Here is a 22,689-nt window from a genome sequence, read left to right on the forward strand (position 1 = left end):
GGGCTGACCCAGATGGGCGTTTCTACCCGTGTGGGACGCGGTTCCGCCGGCCTCTCAACCTCCGGAAAGAATGACATGGCACTCACTCTAGTTGGGATTGTTTACCGTGGCTTCCACTGCGGCCGATGAGATTCCGCCGCTGCACTCAATGGGCTTTTTGGACTGGGTGCGAATATTCTCCAGGTGACAGGTCCCAGCGCTACCGGATTTCGCTGCTTGTGCCCTTCGGGTCAGAAACGGGACGAGGTCACCGTCCCAAGCGCGAGCAGGGCGGCCGCGGCGTCCCGTGGTTTCTGCAGGTCCAGCCCGGTGTATTTCTCGAAGGATGCGAGCCTGTTGACGATCGTGTTGCGGTGGCATCCCAGCAGGGCTGATGTTTCCACAAGGCTTCCGGTGTCGAGGAACGTGGAAGCCGTCGTCAAAAGCCGCTCCCGTTCGCCGTCGGAACACCGCCGGAGGTAGGGGAAAACGAGGTTTGCCGGGTCGCAGCCGACTTGGGTGAGCCGGTATCGGGTGATGGATTCCCAGCGGTCTTCGAGCCTGAACACTCCGGTGCTGCCCACCGGCAAGTCCGTCATGATCTCGCGTGCCGCGACAACAGCAATGCGGACGCCCTTGAATCCGCGGACGATCGGCGCGACGCCGGCTGCGATTCCGTCGAAGACAGCTTTCTCTTCGAAGGTGGGGTCGATACGCATGGATTCCCGGCGCTGCATGATGACCACGGTGTGATGGCCTTGGTCCGAGGTGAAAGCCGGGTTGCCGTGCCGCGTTCTCAGGTTCAGGCGGCGTTGCACCGTAAGGCTGTCATCCCTGCTGATCGCGGCAACCAGGAAGTCGGCTTGCGCGTTGACCTTGAGGGCGCCGATGATGCGCTGCATGTCCGACGGTGAGGGTTCGGCCGAGGCAAGCAGCTTGGCGAGGTATTGGTGCTGAAGGTCGGCGTCGGCCCTTTCCTGTTCCTCGAATTCCGCCAGGTAGGCCTCCTGCACCCGGGCTGCGAAGGTATCGACAATGCGCCAGACCAGTTCCGTTCGGCTGACCAGCAGTTCCGGGTTCACATTCAGGGAACGGGCCGACAATGCCTGCCAGAGAACCGCGAAGTCCATCCGGATCGCCCGGACGAGGCCGTCCAAGGGGACGCGCTGGCGCGCCCGTTTGGCTCCGAGTTCCGAGGCGATCGCTTCAAGGCGGTCGACGTCGGCACCGTCCTTCGCCAGTGAATGCAGCATCGCGCCAAAGGACTTTTCACTGCTGCTCCGCAAGTCCTCCATAGTCAGCCCGGACTCGGAGTAGGCCGGATCGATGAGGATCCGGCCCAGGAAGTTCTCGGCGAGTTCAGGCACTTGACCGGCGAGGATCGCGATGGTCCTTTGCCAGTGTTCATCCTCAGTCATGTTCGTCCTCCCGGTATGCGCCTCTTCAAGGATGGCTTTCGAGGTCTGCGAGCGCACTGTATCTTCGTACATTTTTTGCTTCGAAATTCCGAATTCCTGTCATTGGCCGATGCTCCATGCCTTGGAAAGATCGATACCTGCCGCCCAGTGGTGGCCATCACATCCAGGAGTTTCCATGAGCACAGCAGACCCGGTCCAGGAACGGACGCCTTCCGTCCATCCGGACGAACAGGCCGGCTACAAGAAGGGCCTGTCCAACAGGCAGGTCCAAATGATCGGCATTGGCGGCGCTATCGGAACAGGGTTGTTCCTGGGCGCCGGCGGACGTTTGGCTTCGGCGGGACCCATCCTGCCGATCATCTACGCAATCTGCGGGATATTCGCGTTCTTCGTTCTTCGGGCCCTCGGCGAACTGGTCCTTCACAGGCCGTCGTCGGGATCGTTTGTCTCTTATGCCCGTGAATTCTTCGGCGAGAAGGCGGCGTTCGTCTCGGGGTGGGTCTATGCCATCTCCTGGGCCCTGACAGCAATCGTCGACATCACCGCCATCGCCGTCTATTTCCACTACTGGACAGCGTTCAGCAGCGTTCCCCAGTGGATCCTTGCGTTGGCTGCGTTGAGCGTAGTCACGGCGGTCAACCTGATCTCGGTCAAACTGTTCGGCGAGCTCGAGTTCTGGTTTTCGGTCATCAAAGTAGGTGCCTTGGTCACGTTCTTGCTGGTGGGAGGCATTTTCTTCGCGGGGAACTTCCCCGTCGCCGGCCACGCCCCTGGATTCTCCCTCCTCAGCGAGAACGGCGGACTCCTGCCCAACGGAATCCTTCCGGCAGTCGTCATCGTGCAAGGCATCGTGTTCGCCTATGCGGGCATCGACCTCATCGGTGTGGCTGCAGGCGAGACGAAGAACCCGGAAAAGGTCATGCCCAAGGCCGTCAATGCCGTCATTTTCCGCATCGCCGTCTTTTACGTCGGGTCCACGGCGCTGCTTTCCCTCCTGCTCCCGTTCAACGCCTATAAAGCAGGCGAATCGCCGTTCGTCACCTTCTTCACGGCCATCGGTGTCCCCGGAGCGGGCGACGTGATGAACTTCGTGGTCCTCACTGCCGCCCTTTCCAGCCTCAACGCCGGGCTCTACTCAACGGGCCGGATCTACCGATCCATGGCACAGACGGGCGCCGCTCCGAGGTTCATGGAACGAATGAGCCGCGGCGGCGTGCCCTACGGCGGCATCCTCTTCACCGCAGCGTTCACGCTCCTGGGCGTCGGGCTCAACGCCATTGTTCCTGCGATGGCATTCGAGATCGCCCTCAACGCCACAGCCCTGGCGATCCTCTGCACGTGGGGAACGATTGTCCTTTGCCAGCTCAAGCTCTTCAGGCTCTCAAAGCTGGGAGTCATGAACCGGCCCTCGTTTCGCATGCTTGGCGCCCCGTGGACTTCCTACCTGACACTGGCGTTCCTCGCCGGTGTCCTGCTCCTCATGCTGTTCGACTTCCCGGTGGGCACCTACACGGTAGCGTCCCTCGCCATATTCATTCCCGCCCTCATTGCAGGGTGGTTCGCGGTGCGCAAGCGCGTCAACGAACTGGCCGTGACGAATCTAGGAAGCCACGCACTCCCCGTCCTGTCCCATCCCCATGACAACAACCCGAAGGAAAGCTGAGCCGCATGAGCACCGTAACAAGCACCACCACACCCGATGCAGAAGCCTTCCTCCGCGATTTCCGAAGCCTTTCCGTCATCGGCGAAACTCCCGGACACGGCGTGGACCGGCAAGCTGCCACCGCCGCCGACGCACAGGCCCGCACCTGGTTTACCTCACTGGCCGCACAGTATGGCTTCAGGACCGAAACGGACCAGGTCGGCAACGTGTTCGCGCTCCTCGAATGGACGCCCGGCGCGCCTTATGTGTTGGTCGGATCCCATTTGGACAGCCAGCCCACAGCCGGAAAGTTCGACGGCGCATACGGCGTTGCCGCTGCCCTGCATGCCGGCCGCCGGCTCGCCTCCACCAATTCCGGAGAGGCGCCCAAGTACAACCTTGCGATCGTCGACTGGTTCAACGAGGAAGGCTGCCGCTTCGCTCCCTCAATGATGGGCAGCTCCGTCTACGCCGGAAAGCTACCCGCGAACGACGCCCTCGCAGTCACGGACAAGAACGGCACCACGGTTGCCCAGGCTTTGGATGCAATAGGCCACCTCGGCACCGGATCCGGTCCCGAAGCCGCCGCCTACGCTGAAATCCACATAGAGCAAGGCCGCTCCTTGGAAGCCTCCGGCACCACTATCGGCTTGGTACATTCCTGCTGGGCGGCTGCCAAGTACACCGCGACGGTCCATGGTGAACAGGCACACACCGGATCCACCGTCATCGCAGACCGCAAAGACGCACTATTGGGTGCTTCCCTGCTGGTGGTGCTGCTCAGGGAAATCGCAGACTCCTTCCCGGGCGCGGTCCTTCACACCTCCGTTGGCCAGCTAAGCGTGTATCCGAACTCACCCGTCGTCGTTCCAAGCAGGGTGGACCTGGTCATGGACCTGCGCAGCGCCGACGAGCAAGTACTCGCCGATGCCCAAAAGGTCCTGCGCGACGGAATTGCGAAGATCGAACGCGGCGCGAACGTCACCATCGACGTTGAACAGTCCCATGCCTGGGGAATCAACCCCTACCAGGCCGCCGGCGTCGAGCTCGCCCGCGAATGCGCCGAGAAGCTCGAACTCAGCCATGCGCCGGTGTTCACCCTCGCCGGCCACGACTCGATCAATATGAAGGACATCGTTCCCACTGTCATGCTCTTCGTGCCAAGCGCCGACGGAATCTCCCATAACGAACGCGAATACACCACGGACGCGGACGTGTGCGCGGGCGTCGATCTGCTCACCGAGGTGGTTGCGCGGCTGTGCCGCGGCGAACTCGACGGCGCCAAGTGACCGCCGTTCAAGACCCCGGGGCCGCACGCCGGGACGGCCATCTCCGCATCGCCGTCCTCCAAGCAACGGGCGTAGTGAACTCGGATCCGGAAAACCTGGAGCGGATCGCTGCGGGAGCACGCGAGGCAAGGCAACACGGCGCCCAGCTGCTCATCACCCCGGAGCTGTTCGCCTGCGGCTACGCACCAAAGCTGGTCCACGGCACCGACGGCACCTCCCAGCGCGGCCGACTCGCCGCGATCGCGGCCGAAAGCGGCTTGGGGCTGGTGGCCTCCACGGTCGAGCACGACGACGGCGATCGCCACTACATTTCCGCCTCGTTGTTCACCCCGGACGGAACGGAACTGACCCGCTACCGCAAGCAGAACCTGTTCGGCCCCGAGGAGAACTCCGTTTTCACGCCGGGAACCCGGCCTCCCGCCGTCGTACGCTTCAACGGTGTCCGCATCGCGCTGGGGATCTGTTTCGACGTCGAATTCCCTGAGTTCGTCCGCGCGGTTGCCTTGGCGGGCGCCGAACTGCTGTGCGTGCCGACGGCGGTACCCCTGCGCGCTGACAACGCAGACGGCGAGCACCCCTTCGACACCAAGGTGATTCCCGCCATGGTCGTCCCCACGCGGGCGCTCGAAAGCCAGCTTTTCATCGCCTACGCGAACCATGCCGAACCGGGATTCGCGGGCCTCAGCACCATCGCGGATCCGTACGGACGGCGGCTCTCGACAGCTACCGGCGTCGACGAGCTCATCGTCGCCGACATCAATCTGGAAACCCTGGCACAGGCCCGCAAGGACACCGACTATCTGGTCCGTTTCGCGCCCTCCGCCCCGACTACCCACCAGCAAGGACAGCAGTGACCATCGCAGCAACCACCCCCGCGGCAGCTTCCACAGCAGCCGCCGCACCCATCACCATGCTCAACCCCGACTTCCCCTTCCCCTACGACGAGTACCTCTCGCATCCGGCAGGACTCGGAAGCGTCCCGGCGGAGATGCACGGCACGGAAGTCGCCGTGATCGGTGCGGGCCTGTCGGGCCTCGTCGCCGCCTACGAACTCATGAAAATGGGCCTGAAACCGGTGGTCTACGAATCGTCCCGGATCGGCGGCCGCCTGCGGGCGGGCCGACCGGACGGCCAAGCCGGTCCCGTTGCGGACCTTGGCGGGATGCGCTTCCCGCGCTCGGGCAAGTCATTCTTCCACTACGCGGACAAGCTCGGCATCGAGACGTCCCCGTTCCCTAACCCGCTAACGCCTGCCGCGGGCAGCACTGTCATCGAACTCGGCGGCAGGGCCCACTACGCCGAAACCACGGCCGATCTCCCGCAATTCTTCGCCGACGTCTCCAATGCCTGGGACGACTGCCTCGAGGAACGGGCGCACTTCGCGGCCATGCAGGAAGCCATCCGAAACCGCGACCTCGCCACCATCAAGCGGTTGTGGAATGAGCTGGTCCCCCGCTTCGACGACGTCTCCTTCTCCGGCTACCTCGCCACGTCCAAAGCGTTCTCCGCACTGCCTTTCGAGTACCGGGAGGCCTTCGGGCAGGTCGGTTTCGGGACCGGCGGCTGGGACACCAACTTCCCGGACTCGTTCCTGGAAATCCTGCGAGTGGTCTATGTCGACGCCGACGCCGACCAGCACCGCATCATCGGCGGCGCCCAACTCATCCCCGAGCGGTTGTGGGAGCACGCGCCCGGGTCCTTGGCGTACTGGCCGGCGGGCACCAGCCTTTCGTCGCTCCACGGCGGACACCCCCGTCCCGGCGTCACGTCAGTGCGGCGGTTAAAGAACGACGGCGGAGCCCCCGGAGACATCGCCGTCACCGACCGCTGGGGTTCCGTGGCGGCGTACCCGGCCGTCATTGCGACGTGCCAAAGCTGGCTGTTGTCCGCCCGCATCGACGTGGACGAATCCCTGTTCAGCCACAAACTCTGGACCGCGATCGAACGCAGCCACTACATGCAGTCCTCCAAAACGTTCGTAGTTGTCGACCGGCCGTTCTGGAAGGACATCGATCCGGAGACCGGGCGGCAGGTCATGAGCACCACGCTCACCGACAGGCTCACCCGCGGCACCTACCTGCTGGACAACGGACCCGACCAGCCCGCCCTGATCTGCCTGTCCTACACATGGAACGACGACGCGCTCAAATGGCTCCCGCTGGATGCCGACGAGCGTGTCCGGCTCATGCTGCACTCCCTCAAGCAGATCTACCCCACTGTGGACATCGCCTCGCACATCATCGGCGATCCCATCACGGTCTCGTGGGAGGACGACCCCAACTTCATGGGAGCCTTCAGCGACAACCTGCCCGGCCACTACCGCTACCAGGAACGCCTCTACACCCACTTCATGCAGGCTTCCCATGAACAGCGCCACCGCGGAATCTTCCTCGCAGGCGACGACATTTCCTGGACCGGAGGTTGGGCCGACGGCGCCGTCACCACTGGCCTCAACGCCGTCTGGGGAGTCATGAACCAACTTGGTGGCTCCACCCCGACCGAGAACCCCGGCCCGGGCGACCGATTCGAAGAACTCAAGCCAATTCGGCTTCCGTAAGTCAGCGCTGAAGGGTGGGCCGATCGGCCCACCCTTCAGCTTTGGCCGGACCTATTGGACCACTGTTCCGGCTGCCTGGACGTCGGCAATGGAGGATCCGACCTGGACGAGGAACGCTCCGTTCTCTATCTCCCACGATTGCCGGGAAGCGTTCCAGTGCTCGTAGGCCCGCCGGGAGATGGGAATTTCGATTCGTTGGGTGCAACCGGCTTCGAGGAAGATTTTCGCGAATCCTGCCAGCCAGGCGGCCGGGCGCTCGATGGCCGAAGTCAGCCGGGAAAGGACTGACGGCAATCACGGAGTCCATCGCGGCCGGAATCAGCATTAACGTCACCCTGATCTTCAGCCTGGACCGCTACCGGAAAGTCATCGACGCCTACCTGGGCGGCCTCGAACGAGCCCAGGCAGCCGGCATCGGGCTGTCGGGCATCCACTCCGTAGCCTCGTTCTTCGTCTCCCGTGTGGATGCGGAGATCGACAAGCAACTCGACGCCATCGGTGGAGACGCCGCAGCGGCGCTGAAGGGCAAAGCCGGGATCGCCAACGCCCGGCTCGCCCACGAGATCTACCAGCAAGCATTCTCCTCCGAACGAGCACAGCGGCTGATCAACGCCGGCGCCAACCCGCAACGTCCGCTCTGGGCGTCAACAGGCGTGAAGGATCCGGCGCTGCCCGATACCGCATACGTCGTCGAACTCGTCGCTGACGGACTCGTGAACACCATGCCGCACAAAACCCTCGACGCCGTCGACGACCACGGCGAGATCCGGGGTGACACCATCACCGGCACCTATGCCGACGCCAAGGCGACCCTCGAAGCCCTCGATGGTCTCGGCATCAGCTACACACGCGTGACCGAGAAGCTAGAGCGCGAAGGAGTGCAGAAATTCAACGCGTCCTGGGACGAACTCGTCGAAACCGTGGCCAACGCCCTGGCACAGCACCGCACCGCTTCAGCCGCGGACGCCTAAAACACAGCGGCAGCCCACAAAGGCTGCCCATCATCCAAGCCCTACCACTACGAAACAACAGGAAGTAATCCCCATGACTGATTTCGACGGCCGAACCATCCTCGTCACCGGAGCAAGCGGCGGCATCGGCGGCGCGATCGTGCGCCAGCTCACCGCTGCGGGAGCCAAGGTCATTGCCAGCGCCCGCAACCTGGACTCGCTCACAGCCCTCTGCGAAGAAACCGGCGCCCAACCACTGACTTTCGACTTGACCTCAGAACAGAGCATTAAAGACGCCGTCGAAGGCCTCGACCTCTGGGGCGTCGTCAACTGCGGCGGCTACGGCGGGGAGATCGCTACCCCTCAGGACACCGACATCGACGTCTTCGACAAGGTCATCAGCATCAACGCCCGTGGTGCCCTGCTGGTCATCAAGCACGCAGTGCCCTCGATGATCCGTCAAGGCAACGGCGGTGCGATCGTCAACGTCTCCAGCCAGGCCAGCCTCGTCGCCCTCACCGGCCACATCTCCTACGGCTCCTCCAAAGCCGCCCTGGACAACATCACCCGCGTCTCCGCACTGGAACTCGGAACGCACAACATCCGTGTCAACAGCGTCAACCCCACCGTCGTCATGACACCCATGTCCGCCTGGTACTGGGGCCGCCCCGACATCGAAGGCCCCTTCCTGGAACAGATGCCCCTGGGACGCTGGGCAACCGTCGAGGAAATCGCAGCACCTGTTGTTTTCCTCCTCAGCGACGCCGCATCCATGATCACCGGCGTTTCCCTGCCCATCGACGGCGGATACAGCAGCCGCTGATGGCCGTGCTCAAGGAACACGCGGGAATAACGGTGAATTCAGGGTTGGTCTGACACGCCGGGCAGTGTGCCTGGCGGGGACTGATTATGAGCGAAACACACGATCCCAACGCTCGGCTGGAAATACTCCAGCCGAGCGTTTACGTGATCTACTACTAACCACCTAACCCAACAGGTGTTGCAACTGTGACCCCTGGAATCCAAGTTACCTAGGCGTCAGCACATGGTGGTGCGCGCGACTACGTTAGTGCCCTGACGAGCCCCTCGACGCACAAAATGGCCGGAAAGGCACCGTTGGCGTCAGACGCGGGCTGAGCGGCGTTCAAGCAACAAGGTGTCGCGCCACTGGCCTGCAGCCGGCCCATAGCTCATTCGCGCGATCCGTTCGCGGCGGCCGACGATCGTGAAGCCGTTGGCTTGGTGCAGGCGGAGGCTGGCATGGTTTTCAGGGAAGATGCTGGATTGGATTGTCCAGATTCCGTGCTGCTCGGTCGATGCCGCCAGTGCCCGCAGCAAGCTGCCTCCGATGCCCTGGCCGCGGGCCGAGCCCGCGACATACACGGAGTGTTCAACGACTCCGGCATAGACGGCACGGGACGATACCGGGGAAACAGCCGTCCAGCCCAGCACCAGACCGGAAGCTTCCGCGACGAAGCGGTGATCGGCAAGCCTGGAGGAATCGAACTGCTCCCAGTCCGGGGCTGATGCTTCAAAAGTGGCCTGCCCGGTCTCGATGCCTTCTGCGAATATCGCCTGCACCGCCGGCCAGTCCTCAGGCAGCATCGCCCGGACCGACACGTCCGCAGTTGCGCCGATCACAGGCTGCCCAGAAGACCCGCGGCCCGTTCGAGGGCTCCGGGGATCAAGGAGTAGTAAGCCCAGGTGCCGCGCTTTTCCCGGTGTAAGAACCCGGCGTCGACCAGGATTTTCAGGTGGTGGGACACCGTGGGCTGGCTGAGATCCAAGGGGTCGATGAGATCGCATGCGCACGTCGAGCCAGAAGATTCGGCCTTGATGATGGAGAGCAGCCGCAGCCGGTTCGGATCCGCCAAAGCCTTGAAGACCAGGGCGCGGCGCTTCGCCTGTTCGGCGTCCAAGGCCGGCCGCGAGGCAGGGGTGCAGCAGGTTTCGTCCGTCACCGGTTCGAGTATTGGCAACGCGTTCATCCACCCATTATGCCCGAATATTGACCACCATCAATATATGCATCGCTCGGGAGCGGCATCCACCGCTCAAGCCGAGGCGATATCTATGCGCCCGTCTTTTCCAGGGAGTGCGGAAGAACGACGTCGTCGGCGCTGCGTGCCGCCACGGGGAATAGCACAGCGAGGAGACCCAGCCCCAGCACGGCGCCGATCAGCTGCGCCACAACGAAGCCAGGAACAGAGCCCGGTGCAATACCGGCGAAGGTGTCACTGAAGATCCGCCCGACCGTCACGGCAGGGTTCGCGAACGACGTCGAGGACGTAAACCAGTACGCCGCGCCGACATAGGCGCCCACCGCGGGTGCCGCGAGGGCGCCCCGCTTGGTGGCGGCCAGGGCGAAGATCAGCACGATCAGTCCGGCGGTGGCGACGACCTCGCCCAGCAGGTGCCCACTGGTGGCGCGGCCCTTCACCGAAACTGACGTCCCGACGTCGAACATCGCGTTGGCGAGGAGGCTGCCGCCGATCGCGCCGACAACCTGAGCGACCACGTAGGTGCCGAGTTCAGCCAGGGTCAGGCCGGCGCGGCTGCGCCGGCCCAGGAACCAGTCGGCGGCAGAGACCACCGGGTTGAAGTGCGCGCCGCTCACGGGTCCGAAGACGAGGATCAGGACCGTCAGACCGAGCACCGTGGCGGTGCTGTTCTCGAGCAGCTGCAGGCCGACATCGTTCGGGGAGAGCCGCTGCGCGGCGATCCCGGAGCCCACGACGATCGAAACAAGCAGGCAGGTGCCGAGCAGTTCGGCGACGGCGCGGCGCCACAACGGCGGCTGGTGAGAAGTCATGGAAACCAGCTTGACCGATGAAAGTAACTCAGTCAAAATTGAATCAATGAATATTGAGCAATCTGATGTTTTCCGGGCACGGGTCGCCAAGCACGCCGCCCTCGCCGATCCTGCACGGCTACGCATCGTGGACCTGCTGACCCTGGGCGACCTCTCCCCGACGGAACTGCAGTCCGAGCTCGGGATGCCCTCCAACCTGCTCTCCCACCACCTGCGCACCCTGGAAGACGCCGGGCTGGCGACACGCCACCGCTCGGAAGCCGACAAGCGGCGCAGCTATTTCCGGCTCGCCCCCGGCGCCCTGAAGGGGCTGGTGCCGGGGCGTGAATACGGCGCGGGCCGTGTCCTGTTTGTCTGTACGCGCAACAGCGCCCGGTCCCAGCTCGCCACCGCACTCTGGCGGCAAGCCAGCGATATCCCCTCCACCTCGGCGGGCACGCACCCGGCGGAGCGCATCGCCCAGGGAGCCATCGACGTCGCACGCCGTTACGGTCTGGATCTTGCAGGCCTGACGCCGCGCCCGTTGGAGGAGGTGGCGCGCGAGGAAGACCTCATCGTCACCGTGTGCGACAACGCCCACGAGGAACTCCCCGGCCTTCGCGGCATCCACTGGTCCATCCCGGATCCCCTCCGCCTGAACACCCGGGAGGCCTTCGAGAACGCCTTCACCGACATCAACCGCCGCATCAACGACCTCGCACCCCGCCTCCACGCGGCCTGAACCCGACGCCGGGCATATATTGACAGTCATCAATATCTAGGCGGTGCGGCACGATGACCTCAAACCAGACCGAATCCCACCATCCACACTGATCCGAGGAGAGAAACCCGTGAGCACCGAAACCGCCAAGAAGCCCTCCGTCCTGTTCGTCTGCGTGCACAACGCCGGCCGTTCCCAAATGGCGGCTGCGTTCCTGACCACGCTGTCCGAGGGGGCCATCGAGGTCCGCTCCGCCGGTTCCCAGCCCGCGAACAAGGTCAACCCCGCAGCGGTGGAGGCCATGGCTGAGCTGGGCATCGACATGTCCGCCGAGATCCCGAAGGTCCTCACCACCGAGGCCGTCCAGGATTCCGACGTCGTGATCACCATGGGCTGCGGCGACGAGTGCCCGTACTTCCCCGGCAAGCGCTACGAGGACTGGGTCCTCGAAGACCCCGCCGGACAGGGCCTCGAAGCCGTCCGCCCCATCCGCGACGAGATCAAGGCCCGAATCGAGAACCTGATCGAGTCCCTTATCCCGGCCGCCAAGTAACCGTTCCCGCACCCCTCGAGTCCTTCGTGAGCTTCGACGCTGCTGGCTGCACCGCCGCGATCTACGCAGCCCGGGCCGGGTTGAACCCGCAAGTGCTGGCTGCCTCGGTCACGGCGGCGCGCTGATGCAGTGCAACCTTGGTTAGTTTCCTGATACAGACAAGGTCCCGGCTTCCATCGCAGCGATCTGCAACGCGAGCAGTTTGGAGTAGAATTGGCCGTCGCCGATGCCGAGCGAAATCATGAACCACAATTTGTCGACGCCGGTCTGACGCCAAAGGCGTCCATATTCTCGGTCTTCGCCGACGTCCGCAAATTTTCCGACCTGGTCTGCGACTGCATCTCCGAGCACTTTCCTCACGGCAGTCGCAGGGCGAGCACGCCTTGGCCGTCAGGACCATCACTGAGCTCGAAACCGGCTGCCGTGAGAGCCGCGAGAAGTTCGTGGTCCCGTTCTTTGACGAGTGCAAGCTGTGCCGCACCGTATGAGGGAAGCGCACCGAACGGCGTCGAGGCGTTGACCAAATCGGCTTCGTCAACCGTGTACCGCCCCCTGTGTGATGGAACCCTGGATGATGGTCACGTCGACGCCATGCTCCGCTAGATCCCGACACCGCCAGCTATTTCGCTGAGTTGAGGCTGTCGCGGCACCTCGTCGAAAGGCGTGCCGCAGTGTGGCGGCCTTTCACGGACCTTCGGCGAGCATCGGCGCACCCGGTGAACGACCGCGGCGGCGCCTGTGTGTGCAGAGTCGATCGCCGTGGCAGTCGACGACGTCGGGATCGCGCGGACCCGGTCCGCGTTGCATCGCTCGGCCAGCGCTGTAGAAAAGTCGAGCCATCGTAGCGCAACCGTCGACGATCGCCCTGGTCTGCAGCGCGTCCTCGTCCCAAAACGTCGGGTTTCCATGTAGTGGGTTCAAAACTCGCCACGAAAAAGACCCTCCAACCCAACGTTTCCGCAGGTCAAAGGGCCTTCACTGTGGAGCTAAGGAGATTCGAACTCCTGACCTCTTCGATGCGAACGAAGCGCTCTACCAACTGAGCTATAGCCCCTGGTCAACATGTGTTGCCAACTTCCCTAGGCTACAAACTTTTTTCGCTCTTCGCCAACCAGGACTCGAACGTGTCGCTTCCGGTCCTCTGTTCCGGGATGACGTTCAGTCCGCTCCGTAGATATTTCCCCATCGCTCCGGGCAACGGGAACTCCACGATGCGCCCGGCATGCCCCGTCCTCAGCCAGATTTCGGCCATCTGGCGCATCGTCAGGACCTCCGGGCCGCCGATGGTCCGCTTGCGATGCTGGTCGGCGGACGGCTCGCCCAGCGCTTCTTCGAGCAACACTGCCGCGACGTCGGCTGGCGATGCCGTCTGGAAGCGGGCACCCTTGAACACAGGGATCAGTCGCAGCTTTTCGCCGGCCCGGAAAATGCCGGCTACCAGGCTGTGGAACTGCGTTGCCCTGACCACAACAGTCTCACGGGACGAAGCCTCGTACACCCGTTCCTTGTCCGCCTTCGAGACATAAAAGGCGGCCTCGCTCTCATCGCAATTAATGATCGAGAGGAGCACCGCCCGTCCGACTCCGGCACTGGCGGCCGCGGCAAGAAGCCGTGCGCCGCCGTCGGGATATTTCCGTCGCGCCTTGCCGAAGCGCCCCTCGAGGCAGTCGATCACGACGTCGGCACCCTGCAAGGCGTCCAGCAGGCCGTCGCCCGTGGTGACGTCGGCATGAAAGTAGCGCGCGCCGTCGTGATCGGTTGAAGTGCCCGACGGCGGTCGGCGGCTGAGGACCGCGACGTCGAGTCCGGCGTCGAGCGCCAAACGGACTACCTCGCGGCCCACCTGACCGGTTCCACCCGCAACGCAGACCCGCGTCATCTGCGGCTTACGCCCGGCGGCGCTGCAGGACGTCGTCGAGGTTGCTCAAAGCGCTCTGCGCCTTGCCGTGCTGCGTGTTGGCTGCTGGAGCCGCGACCGCTGCGCCGGCCTTCTTGAGGGTCGGCTTCCCCACCGGCTTAGGTGCCTCGGGAAGGGCGAGGGGTTCGGGCGCGGGGCGGGGGGCTTTGGCCGCGTCAACGTAAGTGGGCTTGGGAACGTCCACCGGCTCCCAGGAGGACGGCTTGACATCGGCGGCCAACTGCGCGGATTCGTCACCCGCGGCCACGGCCACTTTGAGTGCCGCCTGGCGAAGTTCGACGGCGGTCAGCCGCTTGGCGGCGCGGGCCTCGGCCTCGGCGTCGAACACCTTCGTTTGCGGCCGCTCAACTTCCCCGGATACCGGAGCAGCGCTCTCTGCACGATGCACGGCAGGTGCCGCGGCGACCGGCGCCATTGCCGAGCGGAAGGCTGCGTTCACCTTGGCCCTACGGTCCCTGATGGCAAGGCGGCGAAGGAAGAACACACTCCCGAACGCGCCGATCGCGGCGATCACCGGCAGCCAGCCCGAAACGAGGTCCAAGACGCGAAGCACCCCGGTCACGACGGCGGTCAGCAGCAGGAGGAGCCCCGCGAGAGCTAACGCACAACGCCCATATCTGACCTTGAAGACCACGGCATTCGTCGCAGCGTCACGCCGTTCGCCGGAGACGGCGGTTCCCGTGGGCAATGCGGTTACGTTGCTCTGCATGGTTTCCATTGCTTTCTCCTGCCGGGGAATGATTGACAAAACCACCCCGGCTTGCGGTTCGTGAGCGTTATCTTCACTGTCGTCTATCAGCGCTTCACCGGCTACCAGGAATTGTTGGCGTCGGTTTTGCAACATGTATGGCGCAACCCAAAAAATCCACAGCGCGACAGCAATGACCAGTACCACCGAGCTGCTGAGAGGGAAGTCCACATTCAAAACCGTAGAAGGAAATACGCAGGGGCCACCGCATTGCCATCGGTGTGTCGTGGGACTGTCGGCAAATCAATGGATTTACCGGTGTAGATCCGCTCGCGGACTAGTTTGCCTGCCGCCCGAGCCATGCGGAAAGCAAGCCTCCCGGGACCTCTTCGGACGTCAACGCAAAGCTGCGGTGATCGGCCCATTCCCCATTGATATGAAGAAAACGGAGCCGGCGTCCCTCGTCGCGAAAGCCGAGTTTTTCGACGACCCGCAGGCTCGGCCCATTTTCAGGCCGGATATTGATTTCCATCCGATGCAGGCCGAGCGCCGAGAAACAATGGTCCGTTGCCATGGCTACGGCGGTGGGCGCAATTCCGTGCCCGGCCCGGGCCTCATCCACCCAGTATCCGAGCGTGGCAGTCATCGCCGATCCCCACATAATCGAGGAAACCGTCAATTGCCCTACGATCCTTGGCTCGGGAAACCCCGGGACGCGCTCCGTGATGAGGAAAGGGAGGGCACTGGCTTGTCGTGCCTGGGAATTAAGCGAGGCCACCATCTGCCGATAGTTCGGAAGGCGACCGCCTGGCGCGGGGTTCGACGCCTCCCAAGGCGCGAGCCAGTCGCTGTTTCGCGAACGGACAGCTGTCCATTCCTTCTTGTCCCGGTAGTGGATGGGGCGCAAAATGAGGTCCCCGCACTCAAGCGTCACCGGCCAAATGGCCGTGGCCCACACCAGGGGCTACTTGCTGAGGCCGGAGGCAAAGCCTGGCAGCCACTCACGAAGACCAGGGCCCAGGTCATCGCTGTCACAAGCAAGTTCCACGCAAGCCTTGAGATAGCTCAACTTATCGCCTGTGTCGTAACGCCGCCCGCGGAAGACCACGCCGTAGACGCCGCTGCCTTCGCCGTCGGCAGCCGCGAGCACCTGAAGCGCATCCGTCAGTTGGATCTCGCCGCCCCTGCCCGGCTCGGTTTCCTCAAGAACGTCAAAGACTGCAGGGTGGAGGACGTAACGGCCGATCACGGCCAGGTTGGACGGAGCTTCATCCGCAGCCGGCTTTTCCACGAGCTGCTTGATCCGGACATAACCGTCTTCGCTGATGTCCTCGATGTCCGCGCAACCATAGGCGCTGATCTGGGAAGGCTCGACCTCAATCAGGGCCACAACGGATCCGCCGGTCTTCCGCTGGACCTCGATCATGTCACTCAGGAGGTTGTCCCGCGCGTCGATGAGGTCGTCACCAAGAAGGACGGCGAAGGGTTCATGCCCGACGTGCTGCTTGGCACGCAGCACTGCGTGGCCAAGGCCCTTGGGATCGCCCTGCCGGACATAGTGGATGTCGCCCAGGTTGCTGGTCGCTTGGACCGCGTCCAACTTGGCGGTGTCGCCCTTTGCTTCCAGGGTCGCTTCCAATGCGGGTACCCGGTCGAAGTGGTCCTCCAAAGCGCGCTTGTTACGTCCGGTGATCATGAGGATGTCGTTAAGGCCGACTCCCACCGCTTCCTCGACAACGTACTGGATGGCCGGCTTGTCCACGACAGGCAACATTTCCTTGGGCATTGCCTTAGTGGCAGGCAGGAACCTGGTCCCAAGCCCGGCAACGGGGATAACGGCTTTTCGGACAGCACAGTTATTGGAAGTCACCGGACTAATCTAACGGAAGGAATCGGAGATTGGGCAAAAGGACCATGGTTTGGCTGACCACTGGCTGTCCGTCCACCGAACCCGTGCTGGCTGAAAGCGACAAGGACTGGAGTGAAGAATGACCTTGAAAGACGACATCCGTCGGAAGCACCGGACTCGAAGGCTCAGCCTGACCGAACAACAGCGTGCCGAGGCCGGGACAGGCATTGCCCGCCGCGGCCTCGATTGGGCGAATGCGAATGCGCAGGGTGAATCCGCGACGTTCGCCGTCTACGTCGGAGTAGCAGCCGAACCACCGACCATGCCCCTGTTGGAAGCCCTGCACGCAGCCGGACATAGCGTCCTCCTTCCTATCTGCGAGCCGGAAAGGATGCTGAGCTGGGTGTACTGGACCCCGGAGACCGAATTTGTCCGTTCCCGGTACGCTCCGATCGACGAACCCCTTGGCGATCGTTTCGACAGCGACGTCGTCAGGGAGGCGGCGGGCATCATCCTCCCGGCTACCGCCGTCGACGGGAGCGGGAGCCGAATCGGTCAGGGCGGCGGCTATTACGACCGCCTCCTCGAACTGCTGGACAACTCGGGCCGGCGTCCACCCACCGTCGCCGTGGTCTACGACGACGAAGTCCTGCCGGCCGGCACTATTCCGACGGAACCGTTCGACAAGGCCGTGGCCGAAGCACTCACGCCCGATCGTGTTGTCCAATTGGCATCGGCCGGCTAGGAATGCCGGACCTGCGGCCTGTGCAGTCCACCACAATTCCTACTGGTGGCACCGGCAACGGGTGATAGAATTGGCACTCAGGCCCTAGGACTGCTAATGGGAAGAAACAGCCACCCATGCAGGACAGGACCTGTAGTTCGTCCCCGAGGAGGATCATCAGTGCCAACATACGCTTACGCTTGCAAAGACTGCGGTCACGCCTTTGACATTGTCCAGGCATTCACGGACAGCTCCCTGTCTGACTGCCCGGAGTGCCAAGGCTCGCTGCGCAAGAAGTTCAACAGCGTAGGGGTTGTCTTCAAGGGATCGGGCTTCTACCGCACGGACTCCAGGGACTCCAAAGGAAGCACGGTGTCTGCCGCACCGTCCGCTCCCGCCGCGGCCTCCGCCCCTGCTACCGCACCCGCATCGGTTCCGGCACCTGCGGCCAGCTGACCGCAAGCATTTTCGAAGTTTTCCACATAGGGCTAAAACTCCCTACTGACGGTTGACGCCCGCGCATAGCGTGGCAGCATGCCAGCAATCACGTTTGCCCATGGTGCCCGCTCCGCGGCTGCGGCTCCCGTCCGAAACAATCGCAGCCCGCTCATCGGCCGCCAGCCGTCCACAAGAAACGCCGGCCCCTATCCCCGGTCGCTCCGTGGCCGCAGGCCCGGCCTCTGGCTGAACCGAAACCGCCGCCTCGTCGCTGCTTTGCTGCTGTGCGTCGCCGCCGGCATCACCGTCCACCAGTTGACTCCGGCTTCGGAGGCCCGGGTAAGGGTCCTATCCGCGGCGCGGGACCTTCCGGCAGGCGCCAACATTTCGGAAACCGACTTCACCCTCCTCGCCGTGATCCCGGATGGAGCCCCGGCAGGAGCGCTGACCACCGGCGCCGAGGTACGTGGTAAACAACTTGCGTCGCCATTGCGGAAAGGGCAAATTCCCACTAACGCCCAACTAGTCGGACCGGGGCTTCTGACGGGCACGGCTCCTGCCACGGCGGCCGTGCCGTTGCGGATGGCAGACCCCGCATCGATTCAGCTTGTATCCCCCGGCCAGTTGGTCAATATCGTGCTCACGGCGGGTGACGGCCCGGGACGGAAATCCGAAGTCCTGGCGGCATCTGTTCCTGTCTTATGGACCTCCGCGCAGGGAGGCAAGGCCAGCCAGTGGCTCGGCACGAACGACTCCGATGGTTTGGTGGTTGTCGCAGCCAACCCTCAACAGTCCGAAAGCCTGGCCGGAGCGTCAACCAGGGGAAAACTGTTCTTCGTGCTGGTTAGTCCTCCCACCGGTGCTCCCCTCGGGTCCCCCGAAAGTTAGGTGGACCACAGTGGAATTGTCAGCCCCAGTGTGGCGGCCGCTGCTCCCTCAACCACGCGTCCCGATCGTCGTCGGGTTCGTCGCCCCAACGTCGAGGATCATCCTCGGAAGCTTTCTTGGGCAGGATGCCTCCTGCCGCCCGCCTTGTTTTTGGCCGGGGCTTCCGGTCCAGGGTTTCCTGCTCGTCAGCCTGGTTTTCCGTCTGCGGGACCGACTCGTTGTCCGGCTGGCTGCCCTGTCCTACAGCGTCTGCTTCGGCCTTACTGGGGTGGGTCGATTCGGCATGTTCATTGCCCGACATTGCGTTTCCTTACTGGGCAGCGGCCGCGGAACCGTGCGCGTCGGCGCCGCCAACTTCCGCGACGCTCTCTGCCGGCTTCGCATTGGTATCCACATCCAATTGTTCAACGTCGACGTCGAGGAAACCATGCTCCACCGCTTCAAAGGTCGGTGCGGCCGTCCCCTCCAATCGCAAGTAGGAGCCAATGCGATCGGCACAGGACGAAGGATCAGTGAACACCTCGATGGTCCACAAGGACATGTATCGCCAGCCAAGCCGTTCCAGCAGCTGGGGTCGCAGGCGACTCCGCTCCCGGACACTCATCCTCCGGTAACGTTCCGTGCCGTCCGACTCGATGGCTACCGGGGTGGGCAATTCGGCGTCTTCGCGGCCGATGGTGTGCACGGGATCGGCCGCCGCGGCGATGTCGAGCGCACCGTCATAGTGGTGCCACACCCGGGCCCCACGGGCACGGAGCCGTTCGCCCAAATCCGCCACCAACGGGTCTTCACCCAATGCCTGTTCACTGGCCGCTGCCCGGGTTGCAGGCGTGCCGAGATCCGAATTTCCGGAAAGCTCGCGGTCCAGCAACTCGTAGAAATCGATCGCACCATGCGACAACCGGTCCAGGTCCAGATCCTCCGGGCGGAAGCAGCTCAACACATGCAGCGAACGCCGGGATCGGGTCATCGCCAACGCGAATTTGTTGCGCCCTCCTTCCGCGGACAACGGTCCGAAGCTGTGAAGGGCCCGGCCGTGCGGAGTTCGTCCGAAGCCGAGGGAAAAGATGACGTGGTCCCGGACAAGTCCCTGCGCACGTTCAAGGTCCACCACACGGAAGGACTCGACGCCCGCGTTGAAGAAACCGGCCAGCAACGGATAGTTGGGCAGCTGAAGCCTGATCGCTTCGCCGATCCTCGCGGCGTGGCGCAGGCTGGCAGTGACCACCGCAAGGGAGGTCCTCGGACGAAGCATGGCGTGCTCGAACACAAGGTCCACTACACGGTTGACTTCGGCCGCAACCGACTCGACGCCTTCCATGTCGGACCCCGGGAGCCCCGTTCCATCCGGAATGTACTCGACCACAACCGAGCGATCCAGGCCCGTCACAGATTGGCCGTCCGGCAAACGGCGAAGGCCCCCGTCGTAGTAGTTCTTGCTCAGCTGAAGAATCAAATCTTCGTCAACTGTGCGATACACCCAGTTCAACTGCCACGTGGGCAAGACGCGTGCCAAGGCGTTGAATGCGCTGTCGACGGTGTCCTGGCTCGCGACTCCCGAGACCGGAGGTTCGACGGCGACGCTGAACGTACGGGCGTTGGCAATCTTCGCGTCACCGAAAGCGATCACTTGCTTGGCCCTGGCGATGGCCGGCAGGACCGCTTGCAAAGAGGTGCTTTCGGCATCGAGGATCACCACGGCGTCGAACTTCTGTTCAGCCGGCAAAAGGCCGGTCAGCAGATAGGGGCTGACGGACCAAACCGGCACCAAACGGGCGACGAGCGCCGGCGCTTGTGCACTGAGGGCGGAAAGAGTAACCCTGCCGTCTTTGATCAGGTTCCGGAGGAGCTCCGCCTGCCGCGGATGCTCGACAATTCCGGCCCGCCAAATTTCAGCGAGCTTCCACCGCAGCCTGGCCGCCCCGCTCGCAATGTGAGCGTGATCGGCAAGCCGATACTCTGCCTCGAGCCGGCGAAGGGAATCGCCATCGGACATGGCGAGATAGTCGTCGCCACTGATCATCGCCTCCAGGGCGGACTGCCACCAAGCGAGGTCCAGCTCTGCACCGACGGACTCCGCTGGTACCTCACGCTCGGCCAGGTCGGCGAGGAGCTCCCCCAGGCCATGTTCGCGCATGTTCTCGACCAGGAGCGTCCGCTCCGGCAAGGTTTCGAGGGTCGCCGTATCGGCGACAAGCCGTTCGAGGCGCTCCATGAGGTTCTCGAAACGCGTAGCGTGAAGGTCCCCTCCATCGGCCGTGTGCTTGAGGAGATCCCCCAGCCGGCGAAGGTCACGGTCCAATTCCCGGTAGCTAGCCCCGAGGTCGGCGAGACCGGAAGGCACCGCAGGATGCCGCTGAGTGGTGGCGTACTCGGCCCACAGCGCCCGCTGTTCCTGGACGAGCGCAAGGGAACTGTGCAGGTCCGCGATGTGAACTCCGGGGCGGACGTATTCCTTGGCCACACGTCGCAATCGCGATCGCTGCATCGACGGCATCTCAATGCCATGTTCGCGTCGCCAGGCAGACGTCGCCGTCGCGGAAATCAGGTCGTGCACGGGCCGGTCGAAGATGTCCGGCGTGAACTTGTCGAGGCTCTCCCGCACCGCGGTCAGCAGTTCAAGCTGCTCGCCCCATTCGGCGAAGTTGGCCCCCAGCCGGATTTCGGAGTGCTCCGCAACTTGGTTCATCCGCTCGCGCAGTTGCGGAAGCTTCTCCGCCGCAGTGCTGGCCAACTGCTGGGCTTCCTCGGTTTCCTTGCGCGTCACCAGGCGGGCCCCATACCAAGGACTCGACGTGGACGTGCGGCTGAAGCTGCCGAGTTCGGCGGCCCGGCGCAGCCTTTCGGAAAGCTCGGCGCGGTCCTTGATGTTGTCCAGGACGCTGCGCTTCAAGCGCACGGTAGTAGCAGGGGCCGGCTGGATTGCCGTCAGCTCCGCGAGGGACTGCATCGCCTGGTACGGAGAGCACCCCCACCGCTCGCGCACGTTGTGCAAGGACGCAACATGGTCCAACAAGGCGTGCCGGTGTTCGGTGAGCGTCTTATGAAGATTCGCGAGTTGCGGTTCCAGGGACTTCTCGTTGCGGATGATCGCGCTGACCAACTGTGCCTTGAGCTGTTGGGCAGTGGCACCGTTCCCAGGCCGGAACAGCATCGACTCAAGTCCCAGAACCTCGAAATGGGCAGCCAGGCCGTTAAGGCTTGCCCGGCGGTCTCCCACCACGAGGACCGACTTACCCTCCGTGACCAACGCACCGATGGCATTGATGGCCGTTTGCGTCTGGCCGCTGCCTGGCGGCGTGCTGACCACGAGCGAATCTCCCGCCCGGACAGCATCCACGACGTACTGCTGGTCGGTGTCTGCGTCCAGCAGCAGTGCTTCCTCCGACGGATCCCGCTCGTCAAGGCTCGGGAACCGCCCGGACTTGATCGGTTCGGGCTCGATGTCGACTCCGGTCGCCGCCTCGAACAGGGAGGTGACAACTTTGTTGTTCTCATTGATCCACGGATCGTCGAGGTTGCCGGACAGATCAGCCAGCGTGGTCACGAGCAAGTTGTGGCTTACCTCGGCCCCGTGGATCGGTTGCACCAAGGTGGCCAAGCGGTCGAGCACGGGCTGGGGGTCGAGGCGGGCGGTGTTGTACGCCATGCGGGTGACGGCATTAACGTCGAAGACAATCCCGTGCACGGTCTTCAAATGCCGGACCAACGCCGGATTCATGCTGGCCTGTTCAGTGAGCTGAAGTTCGTAGTCGTCCTCGCCCGGCCTAGCGGTCAGGGAGACGGCAGCCAGCATGACGGGAGCCGAGATGCGTTGGGCCTTCCCCCCGACTGCGGATGTCCAGACCACCGTTCCGCAGGCCAGATACCCGGCGTCGATCCCCCTGTCGTTGCCGAGTTCGAAGATCTTCGAACGAAGGTTCCGGGCAGCACGGGCGGCAACAACGTATTGCTGGCGGTCCCGGATCAGCGTGGAAAGACGCGTTCGCCGCCCCGCGAGGAGCTGCGCCAAGCCGGAGGGGTGGCCGCTGCTCAGGTCGATCGAACCTTCCGGAGTCTTGACGAAGCGCAGCATTGTGTCCGCGCCAGTCACAGGCTTAAGCCCAACCAGCCATTTCTTGAGCTCGACTGAGCTCTCTTCGTGGCTTTGACCTACTGACACCGCTGCCTTCTTTTCTGAACTAGCTCGAGACGACTTGGACCAAATCGGCATACTTTCGAGGGTAGCGGGAATCGACCGGCTGCTCGCCTCACCACACTGGCGGAAAGCAAATTCCCCTTGAT

The 22,689-nt window shown here is 63.6% G+C and carries 23 protein-coding genes, 1 tRNA gene and 1 pseudogene; 11 read left to right on the forward strand and 14 right to left on the reverse strand.

All coding sequences use genetic code 11. The annotated features are described in order from the left end of the window. Positions 1-230: 230 nt before the first annotated feature. Positions 231-1,397 carry a helix-turn-helix domain-containing protein gene (locus E1809_RS00485; protein ID WP_165962163.1) on the reverse strand — a complete coding sequence of 389 codons (1,167 nt, stop codon included), beginning with the start codon at positions 1,395-1,397 and terminating at the stop codon, positions 231-233. Positions 1,398-1,572: 175 nt separating this feature from the next. Between E1809_RS00485 and E1809_RS00490 the strand changes: the two genes are divergently transcribed. The 4 genes from E1809_RS00490 to E1809_RS00505 are packed head-to-tail and all read left to right on the forward strand — an operon-like array spanning position 1,573 to position 6,885. Continuing rightward, the gene (locus E1809_RS00490; RefSeq protein WP_133202285.1) at positions 1,573-3,060 is read left to right on the forward strand and encodes an amino acid permease; all 1,488 of its coding nucleotides are present in this window, start codon (positions 1,573-1,575) and stop codon (positions 3,058-3,060) included. Positions 3,061-3,065: 5 nt separating this feature from the next. Beyond that, on the forward strand, positions 3,066-4,328 hold the full coding sequence (locus tag E1809_RS00495; protein WP_133202286.1) for a M20 family metallo-hydrolase: 1,263 nt from the start codon (positions 3,066-3,068) through the stop codon (positions 4,326-4,328). Next, on the forward strand, positions 4,325-5,182 hold the full coding sequence (locus E1809_RS00500) for a nitrilase-related carbon-nitrogen hydrolase (protein WP_133202287.1): 858 nt from the start codon (positions 4,325-4,327) through the stop codon (positions 5,180-5,182). Before E1809_RS00495 ends, E1809_RS00500 begins: the two co-directional genes overlap by 4 nt. A gap of 56 nt (positions 5,183-5,238) precedes the next feature. After that, positions 5,239-6,885, forward strand: coding sequence for a flavin monoamine oxidase family protein (locus E1809_RS00505; RefSeq protein ID WP_133202489.1), 1,647 nt, complete (start codon positions 5,239-5,241; stop codon positions 6,883-6,885). 51 nt (positions 6,886-6,936) lie between these two features. Here E1809_RS00505 and E1809_RS00510 read toward each other — a convergent pair whose 3' ends face one another. Next, entirely contained in the window at positions 6,937-7,179 is a 243-nt protein-coding gene (locus E1809_RS00510; protein ID WP_133202490.1) for a fibronectin type III-like domain-contianing protein, read from the reverse strand. Between E1809_RS00510 and E1809_RS00515 the strand changes: the two are divergent. Then, positions 7,164-7,856 (forward strand): annotated as a pseudogene (locus E1809_RS00515) (transaldolase family protein); the annotation flags it as partial. The gene E1809_RS00510 and the pseudogene E1809_RS00515 sit on opposite strands and share 16 nt — an antisense overlap. A 73-nt stretch (positions 7,857-7,929) precedes the next feature. Next, a complete protein-coding gene (locus E1809_RS00520) occupies positions 7,930-8,658 on the forward strand; it encodes an SDR family oxidoreductase (RefSeq protein WP_133202288.1) in 729 nt (242 codons plus the stop codon). A 299-nt stretch (positions 8,659-8,957) separates the two neighbouring features. Here E1809_RS00520 and E1809_RS00525 read toward each other — a convergent pair whose 3' ends face one another. The 3 genes from E1809_RS00525 to E1809_RS00535 form a co-directional block, all read right to left on the reverse strand. Then, entirely contained in the window at positions 8,958-9,440 is a 483-nt protein-coding gene (locus tag E1809_RS00525; protein ID WP_133202493.1) for a GNAT family N-acetyltransferase, read from the reverse strand. A 32-nt stretch (positions 9,441-9,472) separates the two neighbouring features. Beyond that, positions 9,473-9,823, reverse strand: coding sequence for an ArsR/SmtB family transcription factor (locus tag E1809_RS00530; RefSeq protein ID WP_133202289.1), 351 nt, complete (start codon positions 9,821-9,823; stop codon positions 9,473-9,475). A gap of 83 nt (positions 9,824-9,906) precedes the next feature. After that, complete coding sequence (locus E1809_RS00535; RefSeq protein ID WP_133202290.1) at positions 9,907-10,647, reverse strand: aquaporin; 741 nt, start codon at positions 10,645-10,647, stop codon at positions 9,907-9,909. Positions 10,648-10,693: 46 nt separating this feature from the next. Here E1809_RS00535 and E1809_RS00540 point away from each other — a divergent pair, with 46 nt between their 5' ends. Continuing rightward, a complete protein-coding gene (locus E1809_RS00540) occupies positions 10,694-11,368 on the forward strand; it encodes a metalloregulator ArsR/SmtB family transcription factor (RefSeq protein WP_133202291.1) in 675 nt (224 codons plus the stop codon). Between the two features lie 109 nt (positions 11,369-11,477). Continuing rightward, on the forward strand, positions 11,478-11,900 hold the full coding sequence (locus tag E1809_RS00545; protein WP_133202292.1) for an arsenate reductase ArsC: 423 nt from the start codon (positions 11,478-11,480) through the stop codon (positions 11,898-11,900). A 141-nt stretch (positions 11,901-12,041) separates the two neighbouring features. On the opposite strand, the gene E1809_RS00550 is transcribed toward E1809_RS00545, so the two are convergent. The 7 genes from E1809_RS00550 to galU all read right to left on the reverse strand — a co-directional run bounded on the left by E1809_RS00550 (position 12,042) and on the right by galU (position 16,376). Further along, positions 12,042-12,251, reverse strand: coding sequence for a hypothetical protein (locus E1809_RS00550; protein WP_133202293.1), 210 nt, complete (start codon positions 12,249-12,251; stop codon positions 12,042-12,044). A gap of 5 nt (positions 12,252-12,256) precedes the next feature. Further along, on the reverse strand, positions 12,257-12,424 hold the full coding sequence (locus tag E1809_RS26500) for a hypothetical protein (RefSeq protein WP_165962164.1): 168 nt from the start codon (positions 12,422-12,424) through the stop codon (positions 12,257-12,259). Between the two features lie 457 nt (positions 12,425-12,881). Continuing rightward, a tRNA-Ala gene (locus E1809_RS00555) sits at positions 12,882-12,954 on the reverse strand. Between the two features lie 30 nt (positions 12,955-12,984). After that, the gene (locus E1809_RS00560) at positions 12,985-13,779 is read right to left on the reverse strand and encodes an SDR family oxidoreductase (protein ID WP_133202294.1); all 795 of its coding nucleotides are present in this window, start codon (positions 13,777-13,779) and stop codon (positions 12,985-12,987) included. A gap of 7 nt (positions 13,780-13,786) precedes the next feature. Continuing rightward, positions 13,787-14,536: a hypothetical protein gene (locus E1809_RS00565; RefSeq protein ID WP_308166702.1), complete on the reverse strand. Its 750-nt coding sequence runs from the start codon at positions 14,534-14,536 to the stop codon at positions 13,787-13,789. 307 nt (positions 14,537-14,843) lie between these two features. Further along, the gene (locus tag E1809_RS00570; protein WP_133202295.1) at positions 14,844-15,464 is read right to left on the reverse strand and encodes a GNAT family N-acetyltransferase; all 621 of its coding nucleotides are present in this window, start codon (positions 15,462-15,464) and stop codon (positions 14,844-14,846) included. Between the two features lie 6 nt (positions 15,465-15,470). Next, positions 15,471-16,376 (reverse strand): UTP--glucose-1-phosphate uridylyltransferase GalU, encoded by a 906-nt coding sequence (gene galU / locus E1809_RS00575; protein ID WP_133202296.1) that lies wholly within the window; start codon positions 16,374-16,376, stop codon positions 15,471-15,473. A gap of 118 nt (positions 16,377-16,494) precedes the next feature. On the opposite strand from galU, the gene E1809_RS00580 reads away from it, so the two are divergent. The 3 genes from E1809_RS00580 (at position 16,495) to E1809_RS00590 (ending at position 18,405) form a co-directional block, all read left to right on the forward strand. Beyond that, positions 16,495-17,100, forward strand: coding sequence for a 5-formyltetrahydrofolate cyclo-ligase (locus tag E1809_RS00580; RefSeq protein WP_133202297.1), 606 nt, complete (start codon positions 16,495-16,497; stop codon positions 17,098-17,100). 159 nt (positions 17,101-17,259) lie between these two features. Further along, positions 17,260-17,535: an FmdB family zinc ribbon protein gene (locus E1809_RS00585; RefSeq protein ID WP_133202298.1), complete on the forward strand. Its 276-nt coding sequence runs from the start codon at positions 17,260-17,262 to the stop codon at positions 17,533-17,535. A 78-nt stretch (positions 17,536-17,613) separates the two neighbouring features. After that, positions 17,614-18,405 (forward strand): RcpC/CpaB family pilus assembly protein, encoded by a 792-nt coding sequence (locus E1809_RS00590; protein ID WP_133202299.1) that lies wholly within the window; start codon positions 17,614-17,616, stop codon positions 18,403-18,405. A 19-nt stretch (positions 18,406-18,424) separates the two neighbouring features. On the opposite strand, the gene E1809_RS27930 is transcribed toward E1809_RS00590, so the two are convergent. Together E1809_RS27930 and E1809_RS00595 are read right to left on the reverse strand one after the other, a co-directional pair. Next, on the reverse strand, positions 18,425-18,706 hold the full coding sequence (locus E1809_RS27930; protein WP_374102639.1) for a hypothetical protein: 282 nt from the start codon (positions 18,704-18,706) through the stop codon (positions 18,425-18,427). A 9-nt stretch (positions 18,707-18,715) separates the two neighbouring features. After that, positions 18,716-22,618 carry a DUF4011 domain-containing protein gene (locus tag E1809_RS00595; RefSeq protein WP_374102627.1) on the reverse strand — a complete coding sequence of 1,301 codons (3,903 nt, stop codon included), beginning with the start codon at positions 22,616-22,618 and terminating at the stop codon, positions 18,716-18,718. Positions 22,619-22,689: the final 71 nt, after the last annotated feature.

It is taken from the genome of Arthrobacter terricola, assembly GCF_004354015.1.
GTDB classification, from domain to species: domain Bacteria; phylum Actinomycetota; class Actinomycetes; order Actinomycetales; family Micrococcaceae; genus Arthrobacter; species Arthrobacter terricola.